Annotated in this window: 10 protein-coding genes; 9 read left to right on the top strand and 1 reads right to left on the bottom strand. The window is 41.3% G+C overall.

Annotated features, from left to right (window positions below):
- Positions 1 to 22: 22 nt before the first annotated feature.
- Positions 23 to 1294 carry a sensor histidine kinase gene (locus FRX97_RS04035; protein ID WP_147013651.1) on the top strand — a complete coding sequence of 424 codons (1272 nt, stop codon included), beginning with the start codon at positions 23 to 25 and terminating at the stop codon, positions 1292 to 1294.
- Here FRX97_RS04035 and FRX97_RS04030 read toward each other — a convergent pair.
- Positions 1287 to 2756, bottom strand: coding sequence for an MFS transporter (locus tag FRX97_RS04030; RefSeq protein ID WP_223266559.1), 1470 nt, complete (start codon positions 2754 to 2756; stop codon positions 1287 to 1289). The genes FRX97_RS04035 and FRX97_RS04030 overlap by 8 nt on opposite strands.
- A 46-nt stretch (positions 2757 to 2802) precedes the next feature.
- On the opposite strand from FRX97_RS04030, the gene FRX97_RS04025 reads away from it, so the two are divergent.
- From FRX97_RS04025 to FRX97_RS03990, 8 genes are all read left to right on the top strand, one after another.
- Positions 2803 to 3786, top strand: coding sequence for a UDP-glucuronic acid decarboxylase family protein (locus tag FRX97_RS04025; protein WP_147013649.1), 984 nt, complete (start codon positions 2803 to 2805; stop codon positions 3784 to 3786).
- 1 nt (position 3787) lies between these two features.
- Complete coding sequence (locus tag FRX97_RS04020; protein WP_147013647.1) at positions 3788 to 4357, top strand: acyltransferase; 570 nt, start codon at positions 3788 to 3790, stop codon at positions 4355 to 4357.
- Between the two features lie 5 nt (positions 4358 to 4362).
- Complete coding sequence (locus tag FRX97_RS04015; RefSeq protein ID WP_223266558.1) at positions 4363 to 5382, top strand: Gfo/Idh/MocA family protein; 1020 nt, start codon at positions 4363 to 4365, stop codon at positions 5380 to 5382.
- A gap of 3 nt (positions 5383 to 5385) precedes the next feature.
- The gene (locus tag FRX97_RS04010) at positions 5386 to 6690 is read left to right on the top strand and encodes a nucleotide sugar dehydrogenase (protein WP_223266557.1); all 1305 of its coding nucleotides are present in this window, start codon (positions 5386 to 5388) and stop codon (positions 6688 to 6690) included.
- Positions 6690 to 7739, top strand: coding sequence for a dTDP-glucose 4,6-dehydratase (gene rfbB / locus FRX97_RS04005; RefSeq protein WP_147013642.1), 1050 nt, complete (start codon positions 6690 to 6692; stop codon positions 7737 to 7739). Before FRX97_RS04010 ends, rfbB begins: the two co-directional genes overlap by 1 nt.
- 451 nt (positions 7740 to 8190) lie before the next feature.
- Positions 8191 to 15651 (top strand): T9SS type B sorting domain-containing protein, encoded by a 7461-nt coding sequence (locus FRX97_RS04000; RefSeq protein WP_147013640.1) that lies wholly within the window; start codon positions 8191 to 8193, stop codon positions 15649 to 15651.
- Between the two features lie 147 nt (positions 15652 to 15798).
- Complete coding sequence (locus tag FRX97_RS03995; RefSeq protein ID WP_147013638.1) at positions 15799 to 16251, top strand: hypothetical protein; 453 nt, start codon at positions 15799 to 15801, stop codon at positions 16249 to 16251.
- Position 16252: 1 nt separating this feature from the next.
- The gene (locus FRX97_RS03990; protein ID WP_147013636.1) at positions 16253 to 22639 is read left to right on the top strand and encodes a T9SS type B sorting domain-containing protein; all 6387 of its coding nucleotides are present in this window, start codon (positions 16253 to 16255) and stop codon (positions 22637 to 22639) included.
- Positions 22640 to 22650 lie beyond the last annotated feature (11 nt).

Below are 22650 nucleotides of genomic sequence, written 5' to 3'. Positions count from 1 at the left end.
CACTTAAAATTTCCCGTCCCTTTTGAAAAAGTTCGTGAACGCTTTATCCTTTTTTAAGTCAGGACCGCAGAGTGCTGATAGCCAGAGGTATGTGGTGGTTTACAATGTTAGTTTGTTCACCGTCTTTATTGGAGTTACTCACATCTTAGTAGGGTTTATTGTCGATTATCCTCAAAAACTGATGTGGTTTCTCTGGGAACTCATTTTTAGTTTTGGAATTATTGCCATACTTGCTAAGAAGGGAAAAGCAGAATTTGCAAAGCTTGCATATGCCATAAATGCATACCTAACCATCATTTTTCTTACTCCACTTATAGGCTATGAGTCCAATACCTATATCTACCTAATTCCAGCTGTTGGGATGCCCTTGATTTTTTTCGAGGGAGATGCAGGAATTAAGAGATGGATATTGGTGGGAATAGGCCTTCCTATCTGGTTTTTTATAGAGTTCTATGCAAAGCATATAGGCCCGTGGATAGCCCTTGATGAGGAGGTTTTGAGATTAATTGCACAAGTAAACACGGTGCTTACTATAGGTACGTCTATGTTTATGTTCTATATTTTTTCAACTCGTTTACTTACGCAGTTAAGGAAAATTGATGAACAAAAAGAACGACTCGAAAAGGCAAAGGAAAGATTAGAGCAGTTTAATTATGTACTTACTCACGATTTAAAAGCACCGCTGAAAAATATTTCTTCTACTATAGAACTATTAAAAAGCGATCCAGATTATTTGGGTAATGATGATGCTCGGTACATAATGGATGTATTGGATAAGAAGACATCTGGAACATTAGGTATGCTTCTTAAAATCATCGAATATTTTAAATCTATAGATGAGAAACCTGCGGAATGGATAGATCCAAATAAATCACTCGATAAGGTATTGGAAATTTTAGAAATTCCTGAGCACTTTGAAGTTGTAAAAACCCCACTACCTCAGGTTTATGTGGCAGATTTACCTTTTCACCAGGTGGTGTTGAATTTGATGACAAATGCCATCAAATACAACGATAAAGAAAAGGGTAAGCTAGAAATCTATTTTGAGCCAGGAAACCACTCTGGAGCTATCTGTTTTAAGGATAATGGAAGTGGTGTGGATGAAAATGAAATAGGGAAAATGTTCGACATGTATTCTATGTTCCATGAAATGAAAGAGGGTGGTTCGGGAATGGGATTGGCACTTAGTCAGCAGCTACTTGCTCCTTACGATGTATTTCTTAGGGTGCAATCTGAAAAAGGCGAAGGGGCTTGCTTTAAAATCGTCTTCCCCCTCGTTGCTATTTCTACTTAATTTCCTGATCGTAATCTATTCCTTGCTTTACCAAAGCTTTTTGGACGAAGGATCCATACAATGCGAGAATTAAAAAGCCAATAAGCGGTACCATATAACTGGCTTGGATATGGTCTAAATTATCTGCTATCGCTCCTTGAATTGGTGGGATGATAGCGCCACCTAAAATCATCATGATTAAGAGCGAAGAACCTTGAGTAGTGTACTTTCCAAGTCCAGCCAAGGAGAGGGAAAAAATACAGGGCCATAAAACAGAGCAAAAAAGTCCACCTGCAATAAAGAAATACGCAGCCATCATACCACTTGCAATCAATCCAGCGGTCATGCAGGCTGCCCCGAGAAGTCCAAACACAAACATGGTTCTCGCTGGTTTATTATTGGTTGCGATAAACATTAATATCGCTCCCATAATAAAGGGTAGGAAACTTAAGAAATCGTCGATTGGACTACCTTTAATCAAATTTACAATTACCACCAAGGCATAGGCTAGAAAAGGTGCTGCGATAAATAAGGGGTATTTCCATTTTGCCGAAGGTTTAAATACTTGTACCGATCCGGCCCAGCGTCCCACCATTAAACAACCCCAATACAATGAAATTAAATGTACCGAATCTTTAGTTTCCAATCCAGATAGCTCCTTGCACAACGCAGGCAAATTACTTTGAATAGTTACTTCTGTTCCAACGTAAACGAAGATTCCAACCATTCCCCAAATAAGCTGGGGGTAGCTAAGTGCTCCAAGACCTTTTGTAGTATCGGTTTCCGATTTTACCTCAGGTAAATTAGATCGATAGATAAATAATCCAACTAGTAAAAAGGCAACGGCGAGTATGGTATAAGGGATTTGTACTTTACTAATGGATACATCAACGCTGGCTGTTATAGCACCAAAAATAGCGTAGGATATCAGTAATGGGCCTATGGTGGTTCCAAGAGAGTTGATGGCACCGGCTAAATTAATTCTGTGCGACCCAGTTTTGGCTTCTCCCAGCGCAATAACAAAAGGATTGGCCACAATTTGTTGTAAGGCAAAACCAAGTCCCACTACAAATAATCCTCCTAACATAAGGGGGTAACTACCCAGTTTGGCGGCGGGAATAAAGCAAAAGGATCCGAGGGCAGAAATTACAAGCCCCAATATTAACCCCCTTTTGTAGCCTATCTTATTCAATGGGTCTCCAGAGGTTTTAGAGAGAATAAAGTAGATAAGAGAACCAATAAAATAAGCGCCGTAAAAGGCCAGATCTACTAATTGCGATTCGAACTGGGAGAGATTGAAATTTTCTTTAAAAATCCCTATTAATACGGTGTTGGAGGCGGCTACAAATCCCCAAAAAAAGAAAACGGTAATCAGCGTGCTCAACGCTTTATTATTGCTGGCCATGTTTTTTGAAATTTCTGGGCGAGAAGTTGCGAAAAAAGCAACAAAGTTATTCTGGTCGAAATAAATTGTTGCTAACAAGCCCTGTTGATCTTAATTCTTACTTTAGCGCCTCTATAATCGAACAATGAAGCGTGTATTAATAACTGGAGCTGCTGGATTTTTAGGTTCGCACTTGTGCGATCGCTTTATTAAAGACGGTTTCGAGGTGTTAGGGATGGATAATCTTATTACCGGAAACCTAAGTAATATCGAGCATCTCTTCGGAAATAAACATTTTACTTTTTACAATCACGACGTGTCTAATTTTGTGCACGTTCCAGGTGAATTACATTACATCCTTCATTTTGCCTCGCCAGCAAGTCCCATCGACTATCTAAAAATTCCTATCCAAACCTTAAAAGTTGGATCATTAGGTACGCATAATCTTTTAGGGTTAGCGAAGGCGAAAAATGCCAGAATTCTCGTGGCCTCAACTTCCGAGGTTTACGGAGATCCTTTGGTCCACCCTCAAACTGAGGATTATTGGGGGAATGTAAATCCTATCGGACCTCGTGGAGTATATGATGAAGCCAAGCGCTTTCAAGAAGCGATTACTATGGCTTATAATCGATTCCATGGAGTAGAAACTAGAATTGTTCGGATTTTTAATACCTACGGTCCTCGCATGCGCTTAAACGATGGTCGCGTTTTACCTGCTTTCATTGGACAAGCCTTGAGAGGTGAAGATCTTACCGTTTTTGGAGATGGTTCTCAAACGAGATCCTTCTGTTACGTAGATGATTTGGTAGAAGGTATTTATCGTTTGCTATTTAGCGACTATGATTTACCAGTTAACGTTGGTAATCCAGATGAAATTACCATTAAGGAATTTGCGGATGAGATCATTAAACTAACGGGAACCAACCAAAAGGTAGTTTACAAAGAACTTCCAAAAGACGACCCTACACAACGTCAGCCAAATATTAATGTTGCAAAAGAAAAACTGGATTGGTCTCCAAAGGTTTCAAGAGCCGAGGGCTTAAAAATTACCTACGATTACTTTAAGCAACTACCAAAAACCGAGTGGTACAAGAAGGAACACGATTTCAAAAATTTTAATAGGAAGTAAATTGAGCTATTACGCGCACGAAACTGCAGTTATCGACGAAGGTTGTAGTATTGGAGAGGGTGTTAAAATTTGGCACTTTACGCATGTTATGCCCAACTCGGTTTTGGGAGATAAATGCAATTTAGGTCAGAATGTTGTCGTTTCTCCAGGTGTTAAGTTGGGTAAGAATGTAAAAGTTCAGAATAATGTATCCATATATACAGGCGTAATTTGCGAAGACGATGTTTTCCTAGGCCCCTCAATGGTTTTTACCAATATTGTAAATCCTAGATCGGCAATTGTAAGGCGCGACCAATACGTAGAAACCCTAGTAAAGCAAGGAGCTTCTATTGGAGCGAATGCCACCGTTATTTGTGGGAATACCATAGGTAAGTTTGCCCTAATTGGCGCAGGAGCAGTGGTAACTAAAGAAGTTCCAGATTACGCTCTATTGGTAGGAAATCCAGCCAAACAAATAGGTTGGGTGTCTGAATTTGGTCATCGACTTAACTTTGAAAATAATTTAGCAACCTGTCCGGAGTCTGGACAAGAATATCGCCTTGAAAATAACAAGGTAATAAGAGTGAAATAATGGAGATGAAGACCATAAAATTTGCCGTTATCGGATGTGGACACATAGGAAAGCGTCACGCCGAAATGATTACCAGGCAGGATCATGCAGAGTTAATTGCTCTTTGTGATGTGAAAAGTGCATCGGAATTGGATGTTGAAAAATATCAGGTTCCATTCTATGCAGATATGAATGAGTTGTTGGCTAAGCATCAGGATATTGATGTAGTTTGTATCTGCACGCCTAATGGTTTGCATGCAGAGCAAGCTAACATAGCGCTAGATCATAAAAAGCATGTGGTGGTTGAAAAACCCATGGGCTTGTCTAAGGCCAATTGCGAAGAGGTTATTTTTAAGGCACTTAGAGTGCATAAACAGGTGTTTTGCGTTATGCAAAACCGCTATTCACCACCATCGGTTTGGATTAAGGATGTTATGGAGCAAGGATTGCTTGGTAATATTCACATGGTACAAATCAATTGCTACTGGAATAGAGATGATAGGTACTATAAAAAAGGCGGCTGGAAAGGAGTGAAGTCTCTAGATGGCGGAACCCTTTACACGCAATTTTCTCACTTTATAGATATTATGTACTGGCTGTTTGGAGATATAGACAACATCCAGGCTAAATTTAAAGACTTTACACACAAGCACTCAACAGAATTCGAAGATTCAGGTATGATTCATTTCGAATTTGTAAATGGTGGGTTGGGTTGTCTTAATTTCTCAACCGCAGTAGCCAACAAGAATTTCGAGTCTTCCTTAACCGTTATTGGAGAAAAAGGAACGATTAAAATCGGAGGACAGTACATGAACGAAGTCGAGTACTGCGAAATTGAAGGGTATGAAATGCCAGAGTTACCAGAGGCAAATCCTGCTAACGATTACGGTGCTTACAAAGGTTCTGCGGCAAATCACAATTACATATTCGAAAATGTAGTTGATACCCTAAATGGAAAAACAAATGCTACTACCAATGCGCTTGAGGGCTTGAAGGTGGTAGATATTATAGAGCGAATGTATAAGGCCGGGGAGGCGAATTTTTAAGCAATGGAAAAAAAGATTTACGATAGACTAAAAGACAAAGAGGCAAAGCTATCTGTAATTGGTTTAGGTTATGTTGGATTACCTATCGCCATTGAGTTTGCAAAAGATATTTCTGTAATAGGATTCGATATCAACCAGAAGCGCGTTGATATGATGCGCAAAGGGATAGATCCATCCAGAGAGTTGGGCCCCGAAGCATTCGAAGGTGTAGATATTGAGTTTACTGCTGATATTGAGAAGCTGAAAGAAGCTCATTTTCATATTGTAGCGGTTCCGACTCCTATAAACGAGCAAAAACTACCAGATTTAAGACCCGTTATTTCTGCCTCTAGAACCGTTGGAAAGGTTATTAAAAAGGGAGATTATGTGGTATTTGAATCTACGGTTTATCCAGGTTGTACCGAGGAAGATTGTATCCCTGTTATTGAGGAAGAGTCTGGATTAAAGTTTGGAGTAGATTTTAAAGTAGGATATTCTCCAGAGCGCATCAATCCAGGTGACAAAGTGAATACACTTAGAACCATTAAGAAAATTGTTTCCGGTTCCGATGATGAGGCTTTGGATCAAGTAGCCAAGGTTTATGAAATGGTGGTAGATGCTGGAGTTCACAGAGCTACTAGCCTTAAAGTTGCCGAGGCAGGTAAAATTATCGAAAACGTACAACGCGATTTAAACATTGCACTAGTAAACGAGCTCTCGATAATTTTCTCCAGAATGGGGATCAATACCCACGATGTGCTTGAAGCAGCTGGAACCAAATGGAATTTCCATAAATACAGCCCAGGTTTAGTAGGTGGCCATTGTATAGGTGTGGATCCATATTACCTAACGCATAAAGCGGCTCAACTTGGATACCACGCTAAGGTGATAAACTCGGGGAGATATGTAAACGACTCCATGGGGTTTTATGTAGGGAAACAAACCGTTAAGAAGATAATCGCAAAGGATAAAAATATCCTAGGTTCTCGTGTTCTGGTAATGGGAGCAACTTTTAAGGAGGATGTAGCCGATATCAGAAACTCAAAGGTGGTAGATGTTTATAAGGAGTTAATCTCCTTTGGTGTAGACGTAGATTTAGTCGACCCGCATGCGGATGCCGAAGAGGTACAGCACGAGTATGGAATGGTGTTAAAGCCAGAGCCAAAAGGTAAATATGATGCAGTTATCGTTTGTGTGGGGCATCAAGAGTACATTAACTTATCTGAAGATTACTTCCTTAAACTAATGCCAACCGATGGTATATTGGTGGATATAAAAAGCGTTTATCGCGGAAGAACTTTTAATAATATAGATTACTGGTGTCTGTAATGGAAAAGACGATTCTAATCACAGGTGGAGCTGGTTTTATTGGGTCGCATGTTGTGCGTCGCTTTGTAAATCTATACCCCAATTATAAAATCATTAACCTAGATGCCCTTACTTATGCAGGAAATCTAGAAAACCTTAAAGACGTAGAATCTGCCGTTAATTACGAGTTCTCTAAAGGGGATATCTGTGATTTGGAATTCCTAAACCAGTTGTTTCAAGAGAAGCAGATAACGGATGTTATTCATCTGGCAGCCGAGAGTCATGTAGATAGATCTATAACAGACCCTTTGGTATTTGTTAGGACAAATGTGCTTGGAACAGCAAACCTATTGCACGCGGCACTCAAGAGTTGGGAAAAAAGTAATCACAAAGGGCGCTTTTACCATGTATCTACAGATGAGGTTTATGGTAGCTTAGGACAGGATGGATTTTTCACCGAATCTACCCCCTATGAGCCAAAAAGCCCTTACTCAGCTTCCAAGGCTTCTTCGGATCATTTCGTAAGGGCATATCAAAATACCTATGGTATGGATGTGGTGCTTTCAAATTGCTCTAATAATTACGGGGCTTACCAATTTCCAGAGAAGCTCATCCCGCTCATGATTAATAATATCAAACACAATAAGCCGCTTCCTGTATACGGTAAGGGTGAAAATGTAAGAGATTGGTTATGGGTTGTGGATCATGCAATTGCTATTGATACCGTTTTCCATAAAGGTAAGTCTGGTGATACCTACAATATCGGTGGCCACAACGAATGGAAAAATATAGATATCGTTCATTTGCTGTGCGAAATAATGGATGAAGAGTTGGGTAGACCTGAGGGAACTTCAGCAAAGCTGATAACCTATGTTACGGATAGAGCAGGACACGATTTTAGGTACGCCATTGATGCATCCTATGTAGAAAAAGAGTTGGGCTGGAAACCCTCCATCACTTTTGAAGAAGGAATAAGAGATACCGTTAAGTGGTATTTAAATAATACGGAGTGGTTAGAAAGGGTTACTTCAGGTGCCTATCAGTCATACTACGAACAGCAGTATAGCTGATTCTAAATTTTTTGGTTAGATATTAAAGAGGGCTTCGGCCCTCTTTTTTTTGGCCATATATACGATTTTCAAATAGTCTATTTAATTAGTAGAATATTTAAAAGTTTAGTTATTACTAGTGTTTTGATATTAACTAAACTATGAGTCATTCCTTTTTCGCTTGTAATCCTACCAAATTTGCTCTTGCAAATTAGAGGCAACGAAAAGATAATGTTGCAGTCATCTCACAGTAAATTGCGTTTTCGATGAAATAAATGTGGTTTTCGCTGGATTGTAGCCAAATTATATTCGGATTAAAGCTAGATTGACTTAGAGTAAGGTGATATTTATCCTAGGTATAGAGTAGCTTATTTTAATTTGAAGTCTAATTGCCTAATAATAAGCGAGCTGACCAAAGTTTAAAATTTTCGATAAACGGAAAAATTTATAGAATCGACTTTAAGCTGTTGTCATGAGGATGTCCCCCTTTTTAAAGATTTTGTTCCTTGGTTTAATATTTATTCCTGTTGCCGGTTATACTCAATGTACGGTTAATGCAGGTGCGAATTACACAGATATTTTATGTGGAGAAAAGGTTCAATTGAGTGCTGTTGGATCTGGTATCACAGCTTTTCATGCAAACTTTAACTGTGGGCAAGTGGAGTGCCCAGAGGCTCCCAATTATGGTCAATGGGCACAAACCTCTTCTGCACAATATAACAACCCTTGTAATCCTCAGCATCCAAATGGAAATCCGTATTTATGGTTTAACCAAAGTTCGGCTTCACCTAGAATTCTAGCCACGGGTCCTCTTAATTTAGTGAATGGAGGGGCTATTACCTTTGATATGCGAATGGCCGATCCAGATTTTAATGGAAATAATTCGCCATGTGAAAACCCAGATAGTGAAGACGAGGGTGTTTTTATACAGTACTCCACCGATGGAACAAACTGGACTACGATAATTTATTACAGTCCAGAGGGCGGAAATCACCCAGTTCGTACCGCATGGACGACCTATCAGGCAAATATTCCTCCGGCAACTACTGCGACGAGAGTTAGAATTGCCCAGTTAAATAATACTGGGAGTATTGGGGATTTCCTAGATCACTGGGGAGTAGAAGATGTTACCATAGTTGCGAATCCACCCAATGCAACCTATACTTGGTCGCATACTGGTGTGCCAAAATCAGATGGTTCAACACCTGAAATCCAGCCCACATCTACTACCACCTATACCGTAACCTATAACGATGGTGCCAATACTTGTACTGACAATGTAACTGTAAACGTTAGCAATATCAACGTATCTGCAGCTGTAGATAAAACAACAGTTTGTCCTGGTGATCAAGTAAACTTAACCGCTGATTTTGGGCCACGCGAACCAGCACCTACCGCTTGTGCAGTAGATAACAACGTTGGTTGTAGAAGTACTCCTTCTACAGTGGTAATGAATACCGGAGGTCCAGTCGGTTATAACAACGGGAATATGAATTTTTTGGATGGTCAAGCATCTGGAAGAGTACAGTTTCTTTACACTCGAAACGAGCTCCTCAATATGGGATTAAAACCAGGTAAAATCGTTGAGGTTGGTTTTTTTGGAAACATTGATTTAACGTTTAGTGATGAGGTAGCATACGTAAGGAACTTCAACATTAAGCTGAAGTGTACCAACAGGGCTAATTATGACTGTTGCTCTAACGATCAATTTGAGGGAGGAATGAATACAGTTTATTCTGCTTCAAGAATCGATCTTAAAAACGGTTGGAATCTTTTTACCCTTGACAAGGCTTATGTTTGGGATGGTGTTTCAAATTTAGTGGTAGAATATTGCCATGATAATCCCAATGATGTTCCGACAGGTTTTGAAATTCAGACTAACGATCTCGGTTGTTGTGTGGATTATGTATATCGTACTACCAGTCCGTTCTCTGGAAACTCTAACTGTACCTCTTCAGGTGATTTCGGAGATTACAGAAGACCCGTTACCCATTTTGGTTTGTGTGAACCGTTCATCCCAGAAATAGACTGGGAGTGGGGGCCAGCAACGGCCAATTTTAATCCATCCAACACTACTCAAAATCCAAGTTCCAATCCTAATACGACCACTACCTATGAGGTAAAAGCTAAGCTAAAGGGTGCTCCAGATGCTTGCTATGTAAGTCAAACAGTTACTGTAAATGTAGTGGATGTAAGTAACATCACTCCCACTTCGAATAGCCCTATTTGTGAAGGAGACGATCTTCAGTTATCTGCTGGAATTTCTGGAGCGACTTATTCTTGGTCTGGTCCAGGTGGATTTACCTCAAATCAGGAAAATCCAGTTATAACTGGAGCAACGGCGGCAAATGCGGGTACCTATTCCGTTACCGTATCTTCTAATGGATGTTCTGGAAGCGGCTCGGTGGAGGTTACAATAGTAACTCCTCCAAACCCAGGTAATCCATCAACTTTATCGGTTTGTACCAACTCTGGTCTTGTTGCACTCCAAGGTTTAGTAAATGGTGAAGATGCAGGAGGTGCCTGGTCGGATGATGATAATAGTGGTGGATTAAATGGATCCAACTTCGATCCGTCAGCGGTTAATTTCTCCGAGTTACCCAAAACGTATAAGTTTACCTATACCGTTTCTAATCCAGAGTGTGGTTCTAGAAAATCTACGGTTGAGGTTACCGTAAATAAAGAGCCGGTGGCCGGTTCTGGAAGTGAGCTGACGATTTGTTCAGCAAATGGTTCTGTAGATCTTTTTGACTTTTTAACCGGACCGTATGATAATGGAGGATCATGGGTGGATGTGGATGCAACTGGCCAAGTTTCTGGTTCTTCATTAAATCCCAGTGGTTTAGGAGGTGGAACCTATAATTTCGATTACACTGTAACTGGAGTTTCACCCTGTACTGATGCTGTTGCGCGTGTGGAGGTAACCGTTGTTGATCCACTTAATCCGGGAACCCCTACGGATACGGTTTTGTGCTCGAATGGCGATCCGCTAAACCTTTTTACCCGAATTAAGAATCAGGATGAAAATGGAGTATGGGAGGATGAAAATGGAAGCGGTATGCTTTCAGGTTCCGTAATTGATCCAACGGTTCTTTCAAATGGTCAGGTGCCTGGAACATTTTACTTTACACATAAACTTACTGATCTATGTGGAGATCAAACTACTAGAGTTAAAATTGAAGTTAAGAAAGAGGCTTATGCCGGTACGGATAATACGCTGTCTGTTTGTGCGCAGGCCAATCCAGTGAATCTCAGACCTCTATTAGGTACAGGTTTCGACACCGGTGGAAATTGGGAAGATCCAGATGGTTCAGGACAGCTTTCAGGATCTGTTTTCGATCCTAATGGGCTTGGAGGAAATACCTATAGAATTTGGTACATAGTTGATGGAGTAGGACCTTGTGAAAATGATACTGCTGAAATAGTGGTCACTGTTACGCAAGATCCGAATACGGGTACTGGGAGCAACACAACACTTTGTAAAACCAGTGGAGATCTCGACTTGTTTTCACTTCTTTCTGGAAACGATCCAGGTGGTGTTTGGGTAGATAATAGTAGTTCTGGAGCATTGTCTGGATCTACATTCAAACCGAACAACTTAAATAATAATCTGCTTCCAAGAGACTTTTCTTTTATCTATAAAATAGACGATGGGTGTACCGTGGTGGAAACGGAGGTCGTAGTAAGAGTGGAGAGAAAGCCACAGCCGGGATCGGATGTTGCCAAAACCCTTTGTGCCGAGGGTGGTGCTGTAAACCTAAATAGTTTTAGACCAAGTAATAGCGATGCAAATGGTTCGTGGGAAGATCCAGGTAATTCAGGTGCACTTTCTGGTTCAACTTTTGATCCTACTGGGCGTTCAGGCGAAACGCATGAAATTTGGTACATCGTACCTGGGGTTGCTCCTTGTGTTCCTGAAACAGCGAAATATCAAATTTCTATAATCGATCAGCCGGACGCCGGAGAAAATGCACAAGTTGTCAAGTGTTTACCTGCCGATTTAAATCTTATAACCTTGTTGGGAGGCAGCCCAGATAATGGCGGTTCTTGGACTCAAATTCAAAATTTTGATACCACTTTCGATGTAAGCAATGGCTTCCTAAATGCTCCAGATAATGGCTCGGTGCCAGCAGGGATATATAAATTTCAATACACTATATCAGCCTCTGCTCCTTGTAATACGGTGTCTAGTGAATTGAGTATAGAATTTAGGGATGCTCCAAAAATTACAGATGTTCAAACCTTTTGTACCCCAGATTTAACAGGGTATACCGTAACATTTAAAGTTGCGGGTGGGGATGAGAATTCTTATGCCGTAAATTACTCAGGAAGCTTTGCGGCAGACGGGGTTACCTATACCACCGACCCCATCCCATCAAATCAATCTCAGACCATTGTGCTTAGCGATTCTTGGGGTTGTGCTACAGATCAAATTACAGTTACTAAAGATTGTGATTGTAAAACAAGGGCACCTCAAATGGATACCCAAGACACTATATCACTTTGTGGTTTGATAGATGTTAGCGGAAAAGAAATAAGTCCATTTAACAACGATGGTGACGACGTGCTTGCCTATTACTTGCACGACTCAGCTGGGGTTAAACTCGGAAACGTATTTGCTGCTTCGAATAATAACTTTTTCAGTTTCGATCCGGGAACCATGAAATATGGGCAGGTATATTATATCTCCTCGGCAGCAGGGGATGACGATGGTACTGGTTTCCCAAATCCACTAGATCCTTGTTACCAGTTTATGCCTGGAACGCCTGTAGTTTGGAATAAGCTACCTTCAATTTCCTCGACAATTGATAAAACAGTTATCTGTCCTGGTGATGAGGTAAATCTCACCATAAGTATTGCCAATCCAGAAGAGGGACCGTTTGAATATGCCTACAGTATAGGGGGGAATCAAATTGTAGATACCAGTGATGTAACTTCGGGAGTGGTTGTGATTACACGTAATCCGCTGGATGATACCCAAATCACGGTTGACTATATAAAATCTTTCGCAGGTTGCTTCTACAGTCCAGGAGATTCGTACAACGTAAATGTAAATATATCTCCAAGGGCAGATATTGTAACGGGTGTAGCATGTAGCGACAATAACCCGCTTCAATTCGATATTAACGTTAGTGGAGATGGAGATTCATGGGAGGTGGTCTATACCAACGATTTTGACAATACCGAACAAACACTGTCCAATATTTCCGCAGCAGGTACTTCGGTGCCATTAACCGAACTAAATCCCAACACAGCTGTAACATACACATTGGTAAGTGTGGCAGATAATTCAGGTTCAATTTGTCCGGGAGTTACAACTGGAAGTTTCACAGTTAATCCTAGTCCAACTGCCGAAATTGTTAACTCAGATGCTACCTATTGTCAAGGTGCTGAAATCACCCTTAACTTTTTATTTACGGGTATTGGGCCTTGGTCGGTTGATTTTAGTGATAACGCAGGTAATTCGGAGTCCTTTATTACGGACCAAAGAACCTACCAATATAAGTTTACCCCTGTTCTTGCTGCGGGTAGTTATCAATACAACATCGATAAAATTAGGGATGAAATCACTGGATGTATAGGACAGGTTATTGGGCAAGGGGCTCAAGTGGATATTAATCCAGGACCGCAGGCGCAATTAGGTTTTGGGATTAGTGGGAATCCAGATCCAAACCCATTAAAGCAAGTTGATATATGTGTAGGGAGTAATCAATCGGTTGATTTCCAGTATTTGTCCGGAGCGGGGCAAAACTTTGATGTGGTGTATCAATTCAACGGGGAGCCACTACAAAATCTGGTTTTGAATTCAGGATCAAAGTCCACGGTTACTATTCCTAGTAATCTTCTAACGGTTGGAGATCACAAACTTAAATTAGTGAGTATTCAGGATCAAAGTCCAGCTGCATGTAAGACCGTTGATGTAGATGCGGTAGATATCCATGTTAAGCCGCTGCCTCAGCTAACTATCTCATTGGATAAAAATCAGATCTGCGAAGGGGAAAGCGTGGTCTTTACCTATTCGGTTTCCGCAGAAAATCTGACCAATTTCGAGATTCATGACGCGAATGGCCTAGTGGCGACTTTAGATGCGGATCCAAATCTTACGGACCAAACATTTACATACACTCCGGCAAGCACCGGTAATTATACTTTCAGTATTCAAAATCTTAAAGAGAAATCTGTTAGTCCCGCATGTTCTGGAAGCTATCAAGGAACTTTAAATTTAGAGGTGGTAGAATTGCCAACCGCACAATTAGTGGGAGGACCAATTTCAATTTGTCAGGGTGCTGTTGTGGAGTTCGATTTCACCACGACGGGAAGGCCAGATCTAGAAGTTGATTTTGAATTAAAAGATTTAGTAGGTGGAGATTTAGTAGAGACGAAAACTACTCCAGGAGGCCTGGCTAAATATACCTTCTCTGGAGTTGCTCCTGGAAACTATGAAATTAGCATTGTTGAGGTTAGAGATGGGTCTAATGCGCAATGCGTAAATGCTGGTTCGGGTAAAATACCAGTTGAAGTAGTAGCAAACCCCGGTTTAATAACTAGTTACTTCGAAACTAATCCGGTATGCTATGGTGAAGGAAATAAGTTCAATTTTGAGATTCAGGGTAACGGTCCTTTCCAGGTTGATTTTACTGATGGACTGGGCAATAACTACTCTGAACAAACCGATGCGCAAGGAAATTTTTCACATGATTTTATAGCAACTGCTCCTACTGATTTTGTTATCACTAAAATAGAGGATGCGACATCCCAGACCAATGGTAATTCGGGTGGGTGCGTTGCTCAAAATATGCCAGCCACTGAGTCCTTGCAGGTTAATCCTTTACCTGGATTAAAGTTTACGGGTAGTGATTTGGTTTGTTCGGGTGAAAATGCTGTGTTGCAATTAAATGCATTTGGTTCCGACGGTCCGTTTACGGTGTACTTTAATGATAAGTTAGGTGGTAAGAACTTTACAAAGGCTTACGTAGGTTATGGCGATTTGGCGATAACAACTATCGATTACAATGGGTTTGATTCTTTAGAGTTACACCCGTTGAGAATAGTGGATAATCTTACCGGTTGTGAAGGTAATATTGCAAACGGACGTGTTGCTGATTACGCAACCGTGGTGGTTAAGCCTATTCCTGCAGCAAGTTTTAGTCTGAGTGAATTTGGAGGGTGTGCTCCCTTGGATATACAGGCCGTCTTTAAGCCTTCAGATAAGTATGACGATAGGGTAGAAAACTGGACATGGAGTCTAAATCAATTAGCGAATTATCAGGATGAGGATACCTTGGATTTAAGATTTACCGACCAGGGTTCAACACATGAGTTAACCTTAAACTTTAAAACCATCCACGGCTGTCAAGCTATTCCGGAAACCAAGAAAATTAATGTCTACGTAGATCCTGTTGCGGAGTTTAGTTACTCGCCAGAGAAACCAACAACACTTAATTATCAGGTTCGATTTACAGAAGAAACACTGGGGGCGATCGATTATGAGTGGGCAATAGAGAAAGACTCTATTCTACACCGTCCAACCTTTTTCTACGATTTCCCTCATGATACGGAAGGTTACTACGAAGTGTGTCTTAATGCGGTAAGTGCTTATGGTTGTATGGATACCATTTGTAAATCCATTTTTGTAGAAGGGGAAATCTTCGCTTATTTCCCAACTGCGTTTACCCCTAATAATGATGGGATTAATGATACTTGGAAACCTTCTTTAACACAAGTGATTGCAGATGACTTTAGGTTGGAGATTTTCAATCGCTGGGGCGAGTTGATTTATGCATCTGAAGATCCAGAAGTTGAATGGGATGGTGTAACCAAACTAGGAGAGTTAGCTCCAGATGGCGTGTATGTATACCGCTTGTTTGCGAAACCAGCGTATAAATACAGTTTCGACATCCTTGAAAAAGGAAGTATCACTTTGCTCAGGTAAAATTGGGCTTTGGTCGAAGTTTTTGGGTCGAATATTGAAAGGCTAGAGATTTAATAAAACCATAACAGTTAGGCAACAGAAGGGTACTCGGGGGTGTCTATTAAATAACTTGCAGTACCTGTTGCAAAAGAACCTTAATTGCTACCAATGAAGAAGTTAGTATTGATTTTCAGTGTGCTATTTGGATTGTGCGAAATGTCGAATGCGCAATTTGAATTGACTCCTGTTTCAGACTGGATGACAGTCAGTTCTACAAAAGATTTTAAAATCAGTTACACTTACGCTGATTGTAGGATTCCCAGTGAGGGGTTATTCGCGGAGTACATCCTACTGAGATTAGAAAATTTAAGTAAGGAGACCGTGGAAGTGACTTGGTATAACGATACTTATTATGATGGTGAATGTACCAATTGTGATCATGAATCTAGGGATCGATTAAGAAGATTGGTATTGGCGCCAGGTGAAGTAAGAGAAGGTCGCTGTAAAGTTGGATTAAACGAAGGATTACGAATACACAGAAAGTGGCTCGATCTGCAGGGCTATCCCGTACTAGATAAGGCGGTTATGACTGAAGTTTCTGTGAATAGCTTAGAGAAATAAGATGAAGAATTACCTAAAATATTTGGTGGCCTCGATACTTTGTATTGGCGCCACCTTTCATACGTTTGGACAAGGCTGTACTGTGGAGGCTTTTGCTTCTTCCGTTGATATTGTTTGTGGTGATACCGTACGCCTGGGTGCCGCAGGTTCTGGGGTTTTAGCCTTTAGGAATAATTTTAACTGTGGGCAGGTTCAATGTCCGGAGGGAGATCCCAACGATTCAACAGCAAATTACGGTACTTGGGCAAATTCCTCAACTGCTCAATTCGATAATCCTTGTTTACCCGATCATCCTGGCAATGGACCTCACATTTGGTTTAACCAAAATACTCCTTCGCCAAGGGCCTTAGAAACTACAGGGCTTCCCATTGCTAATGGCGCATTTATTTCGTGGGATATGCGATTTGCCGATCCCGATTTAAATGGGAATGCATCTCCTTGCGAGAACCCTGATGCTGGGGATGAAGGAGTTGCGTTGCAGTACTCAGTTGACAACGGACTTACATGGAATAACCTAGCCTATTATGGTCCAGGGAATGGTAATGACCCAGATAGAACGATCTGGAAACGATACCCATTTTCCACTCCAGCCAATTTAACTCCGGCTTTAACCAATAACACAAGAATTAGATGGGTACAGCTTGGTAATACAGGTACACCAGGAAATTATTTAGATCACTGGGGGATGGATAATGCTCAAATTATTGCCAATCCACCAAACGTTACCTACACCTGGCAACATACAGGTATTGCAAGAAACACTGGAGCCACCGATCCAGTGGTGCCGCTTAACACCACAACTTACACCGTAACCTATGATGACGGCACCAACACTTGTACAGATAATGTTACCGTAAATGTTCGTCGCCAAACAGTACAAGTAGAGCAAGTGCCTCCTGGCCCTCTGTGTCCCGGTGAAACGGTTACCCTAGTTTCGGAGGCAGAAATTGGAATTCCCAATTACTCTTGTGGTAAAACAACAGAATGCCAAGGTTCTACCAGACATGTACAACTTGGAATGGGTACAGTTACCGATAATACCTATCAGGCTCTTGGGGCTGGTACGGGTGGTGGTGTTTCAGTTTGTTCAAATGGATCTGGAAATTATACCAACTCCGCTAAAACGCAGTTCATTATTGAGGCATCGGAATTTCCCTCTTTTATAAATGGAGGCCAGATATATCAAATAGAGCTGAATTCCGCAACCAATGGTTCTTGGCCTAATTTCCAAGTTTCTATGGGCTGTACCAACAAATCATCCTATACCTCCAGCGCAAATGCTCAATGGGTTACAGGATTAGATGTTGTTTACACGCCCAAAAATACCAGCTTAGTCGATGGCTGGAATATTCTTGTGTTAGATGAAAATTTTGAGTGGGATGGAAAATCCAACCTAGTGGTGCAAATTTGTTGGCGAGGGGCAACATCTCGGGGACAATTGAGAAAAACAAATACACCGGGAAGAAATTCAGTTATTCATGCCAGTGGATGTAGCGATGTGGGATGTGGTTCGTACGGAGCGGTTAAGGAATTTGACGATAATAGACCCTCTTTCCAAGTGGATATGTGTTATCGTGTGGATCCCAAGTTAACCTACACATGGACTCCATCCACAGGTTTGGGAACGCCAAACGAGCAAAACACAACAGCTAGTCCTACCGCTAGTACTACATACACATTAACTGTTGGAGGAGAGAACCTACCGTCGCAGTGTGACGTACAACAAACCATAGATGTGAACGTAATTTCACTTGGTGCTTTCAATCCTAGCTTCGAGGAGCCTTGGTGTGCAGGAACAGATTTAAAACTGTTCGCTGAAGTTCCTGGTGCAGCAAATTACAGCTGGACAGGGCCAAATGGATTTACTTCTAGCGATGAAAATCCGGTGATTACAGCCGCGGATGCTAGTTACGAGGGGACTTATACACTTACCGTTTCAACTGCAGGTTGCTCGGGAACTTCAACCGTAGATGTTACGGTTACCCCTGAGCCTAATCCAGGAACGCCAGTGGATACCACAATATGTACCTTTGATGGTCCATTCAATCTAGAAGATGCCTTTGTTGGTGCGGACCCTAATGGGACTTTTATAGATGATGATAATTCTGGAGCACTAACCGAAAACATCTTCGATGTAGAGTTATTAGATCGTTCTACTTTGCCGGCAACCTTCCAATTTACCTACGAAGTTACTGGAGATTGCGGTACGCGTTCGGCAACGGTAAATATTACTGTAAATCCGTATTGGAAAGCAGGTGATGATAATTTCGGGAATATCTGTGAGTCATTGGGTACGGTGGATTTAAATGATTACCGTACTGGAGATTTTGATGAAAATGGACGATGGGAAGACCCCGATAACACAGGGCAACTTTCGGGCTCCATTTTAACGACTACTAATTTGGGATATGGCGAGTATAATTTCTGGTACATTCAGGAGTCTATTTTGCCTTGTGTGAACGATACGGCGGTGATCAATTTAATTATTGAAAATCAGCCTTATGCCGGAGAAGATGCAACCGGTTCGGTTTGCGTGGATAATACGGTGAACTTGTTCCAGCTACTAGGAAATAATCCTGATGGAAATGGAACCTGGACAGAGCTTACGGCTTCTGGAGGGGTAATTACTGGGAATGAATTCGATGCAACTGCAGTTCCCGCTGGTACGTACAGATTTAAATACGAAATCACCGCTGTAGATCCATGTATTGCATCCGAGAGCTTTATAGATTTAGATGTTCACGATAACCCAGTTATTACTGATGTTCAGGTGAACTGTGCTGGAGATAATGAAAATTACATTGTAACATTTAAAGTAGTTGGCGGTGATCCAAGTACTTATGCTGCAAATATTGGAGGAAGCTTCGATGGCAATGGTAACTTTACTTCAGACCTTATTCCAAGTGAAACACCAACTACTATAACCATTACGGATGCTAATGGATGCGGTGGAGCAACAATTGACGTAAACAAAAAATGTGATTGTACTACTGCTACATCCGACATGAGAACGGATACCACCGTAGTGGCTTGTGAGGGACAAACTGCTCAGGGAATTGATTTGGGTGGTTATTTCAGTGATGGAAACGATACGTTAGCTTATTACTTACATGAAGGTAATGGTCCTTCATTATCGGGAATTTGGGCCTCAAATCACACAGGTGAATTTGGGTTTCAAGCTGGGATGACTTACGGGAAAACATACTATATCTCCAGCGGTGCCGGGGATAATGATGGATCTAATTTCCCTCTGCAAAGTGATGGATGCTTTATTGTTAGCCAAGGAACACCCGTTATTTTTTACAGAAATCCGGTAACTACGCTAACAGTTAGTCCTAATCCTATTTGTCCTGGAGATCAAGCTACTTTAACCGCAACAACGGTAAATGCCGCTGCACCATTTGATATTATTATTAATGGTGGAAGCGCTGCTCCTTACAGTGGAGTCGGTCGTAGTGCTACCCAAACGGTTTCGGAAATAAGCAATACAACCTACACGGTTGCAAACGTGGTAGATAAGAACGGCTGTGTTGGAACTGGAAATTCAGTAAATCTAGATGTGAATGTGGCTCCAACAGCAACTATTAAAGCAGGAAGCGGTTGTGGAGTTTCTGGATCGCTTCTGGATATAGATGTAACCGGTTCGGGTACGCAGTGGACTATATACGTGAGTAACGATTTCAATGCCGTACAAGACGTATACACCTGCGATGCGAATGGATTTACTGGGGCTCCAAGCTTCGAGGATAATGAAAGTCCTATCACCTATACTATTGATTCAGTTGTAGATAACTCTGGTTCTATTTGCCCTGGAGTTGGTTTAGGTTCATACACCGTAAACCCACCAGTTTCGGGTGTGATTTTAGGAACGGACTCTGCTTACTGTCCGGGTAATCCTATTCAACTTATTGTAAGTCTTACTGGAATTGGCCCTTGGGATATTAATTTCCGTAATGGTTTGGGCGGGAACGTAGATGTAACCGCAAATAAAAGAGTGGATACACTGTTAATTCCTAACCCATATCCTGCGGGGAATTATTCATTCACCATAAATAGAATTGACGATCAAGCAACAGGTTGTTCAGGATCGGGATCTGGTTCTGCGAGTGTTACCGTAAACGATGGCCCTAATGCCCAGGTTGGTTTCAATCTTGTAGATCCTTTAGATTTAAATCCATCTAAGCAAGAAACAATTTGTGTTGATGAGACTATCAATATTGATTTTCAATACTTAAGCGGTAGCGGGGATTTAACTGTTAATTGGCTTATTGATGGATTTACACAAACCCCTGTTACAGTTAGTCAGGGTTCTAAAACTTCTGTGCTTTATAATCCACAGGGAAATACAGGTACTTATGAGATTAGGATATTAAGTGTTACCGACAATACTTCTGCGGGATGTACCGGCGGTGGCGATATCGCTAACATTACCGTAAAATCTTTGCCTACAGTTGTGCCCAACATTCCTACCGAAGTATGTGAAGGGGATATGGTAAACTTCACCTATTTCGCTAGTGGAGAAGGGAACGTAGATTTCGACATTGTAGATCAAAACGATAATGTTCTTGGTTCCTTCTCAAATCCAGCTGGTTCGGGAATAACAGAAAGTTTTCCAGCTCCTGCACCAGGCAATTACACCCTTAGAATAGTGTCGATTACAGACGGAGGAGTACATTCTTGTTCGGGGACAAATACCAGTTCGTTCCCACTACAAGTTAGTAGTACCCCTAAATTAACCCTTACCCAAGGAGTGGAAGAAATTTGTGAGGGATCAAACGCAAGCATACCATACACGGTTTCAGGAAATGGACCTTTTGATTTAGTTTTTAATGTATCTAATGGAGGTGCTTACGATGTTGATATCCCAAGAAATGATATCAACGGAAATGGTACGTTAAGTATTCCTGGTTTAGCGGCGGGAACCTACACCGTGACTGGAAAAAGTATAGCCGAAAGTGGTGGTGCCGGTTGTGTTGGTTCAGGGACGGGGTCAACGCAAATTGTTGTAAACCCTGCTCCCAAGGTAAAAAGTATGAGCTTTAGTCAAAACCCAATCTGTGAAGGTGAAAACACAACCATTTTATTCGAAATAGAAGGAAATGGTCCCTTTACGGTATCCTATACCGATGGGTTAAATGGTTCTTTTAGCGCAAACGTACCGGATGATGGACTTTTTGAATCACAACCTTTTGCTGGAGTGGCAACAAGTGAGTGGAGAATTACTGATATTAAAGACGGTAGTAATCCACAATGTCCCCCCATAGGATTGCCCGCTAAGTTGGAGCTAACCGTTAACGAAAATCCTGAAGTAAGATTTACAGTTGGGGACAAAATTTGTGCAGATGAAAATGCAGCAACTGTCGGTTACATCATTAGTGGTGGTAGCGGACCGTTTAATGTGAATTATAAAGACCACAATCAAAAGCCTTATTCCGTTAATTTAAATGGTGGTAGTGGTACATTCTCATTCAGTCAGTTGAGTGCAAACGACAGTTTAAGGTTGACTCCAACAGGAGTGGTGAATACGGTAACGGGTTGTGTAGGAACAGTTATAAATAACCCTGTAGATGTAGTATCTAAACCTTTGCCTGCCGCAAATATTCAGTATTTGCCAGCCTTGGTAGGTTGTGCACCATTTACCCCGGTTGCGTATTTCGACGAAGACATGAGTTACGATGCCAAGACAGCTTCTTTTCAATGGAACTTAAATGGTAATGTTCAGAATAACATAGACAGTGTATACCCTGTTTTAGACCAGCCTAATTCTTCTTTAGGGCTTGGGTTAGAGGTTACTACCATTCATGGATGTACCAACTCCGGTGAGGTTGTATTTAGATCATTCGACGATCCTATAGCTGATTTTGAGTATGGACCAGGAGAGCCTACCACCATGCAATCGGAGATTACCTTTAGATCTACCTCTTCAATGGACGCAACTAAATTTAACTGGATATTTAATGGCAGTGTTGTGGGAGCTAAAGGAAGATTGAAATACGATTTTCCTGCTGAACCGGGTCTGCATGAGATTTGTTTGGCGGTAAAGAATAATGGTGGATGTGCAGATACTTTGTGCAAGATGATAGAGGTAACAGGTGTTCTTCAGGTTTTCATTCCAAGCACATTTACACCAGATGGTGATGGAATAAACGATGTGTTCCGACCTATTGTAGATCAACCTATGGAAGGGAAGTATGAGTTTAAAATCTACAACCGCTGGGGAGAACTAATGTTTGAAACAAAAAATCCTGATGAGGGGTGGAATGGTAGAACGATTTCAGGAAACGAATTAGTTCCTCCTGGAGTATTTGTTTACCACATTAGCTTAACCTCTGCATATAACGAGAAAGTGGTGTTTAAAGAGCATGGAACTGTTACCGTAACCAGGTAAAACCGAGTTCT

It is taken from the genome of Luteibaculum oceani (assembly GCF_007995015.1).
Taxonomy (GTDB): Bacteria; Bacteroidota; Bacteroidia; order Flavobacteriales_D; family Luteibaculaceae; genus Luteibaculum; species Luteibaculum oceani.
This window is presented reverse-complemented; position numbering and strand designations above follow the sequence as displayed.